General features: G+C 43.2%; 1 protein-coding gene. It reads right to left on the reverse strand.

From position 1 onward, the window contains the following. Position 1 precedes the first annotated feature (1 nt). A partial coding sequence (locus H8692_RS10660) for a saccharopine dehydrogenase family protein (protein ID WP_187525686.1) occupies positions 2 to 958 on the reverse strand: 957 nt, incomplete at its 5' end.

Here is a 958-nt window from a genome sequence, read left to right on the forward strand (position 1 = left end):
ATTAAAGAGGCTTAACTTCAGTCTCAAGAGTGATGTCCAGTTTAGCAGCATATGCAAGATACTTGTCGCATTCTTCATATGTCAGCATATCTGATGAAAGAAGTCCTGTCTGATCATAATCATCATTTACAAACATCTTTGTGAATAATGATCCGCACTGTCCTGTCAGATACTGTTCTCCTGTAATACCTGCTCTCTTAAAGCTTTCCTCACATCCGGGCGCATAAAGGTATGTCTCTACCATTACCTTCTTGCCGTCCTTTGTTCCTGTCGCTTCTACTACGAATGCTCCTTCGTCCTTTACAAGGCCTTCATCTAAGATTTCCTTGATCTCATCATGATACTTTGGTGCAGGCGGCAGATGTGATACGATTACATCAAATGGGATGAATGTGTGTCCCTTATATGTCTCCTCTTCTCTGTTTAAAAGGCCTGCTCTGTAAAGCGGTGTTGAAAATTCGATTCCTACTCCGCCGTACTTGAAGTTGATGTTCTTTGCTCCCTTAAAATGAGTATCCTTGTTCAGTCCCATGTATACTGTCTCGTCATGGGCATGCTCTACAAGTGTTACTTCCTTTGCGCATCCCTTAAAGTGTCTTGTTACCGGCAGTGAATGCGGTTCTGTTTCCACAAGTACTCCGTCCTTAAGTGCAAATGTAGGGTCTGTCATGTCGGATAATGCTGTGAACGGTGACCACCAGAAAGGTAAGAATCTCTTAGCCTCTACTCCTTCATATACCATCATAAGGATATCATCACAAGTATCAAGATATCTCATTGAGCTCTTTGTTGCCACGCACATCATTCCGGGTGCTGATCCTGTACCTATAATAGCCAGTTTTCCGATCTCTGCGAATTTCTTGCCATAATCATTGTACATGATCTCTACGCATGTAGGCCACCATGGATCCAGTACGTCTGTAGCCGCAAAGTCCTGATAGTTTGCCTTTACTGCCAG

The sequence above is a fragment of the Lentihominibacter hominis genome, from assembly GCF_014385065.1.
Taxonomy (GTDB): Bacteria; Bacillota; Clostridia; order Peptostreptococcales; family Anaerovoracaceae; genus Lentihominibacter; species Lentihominibacter hominis.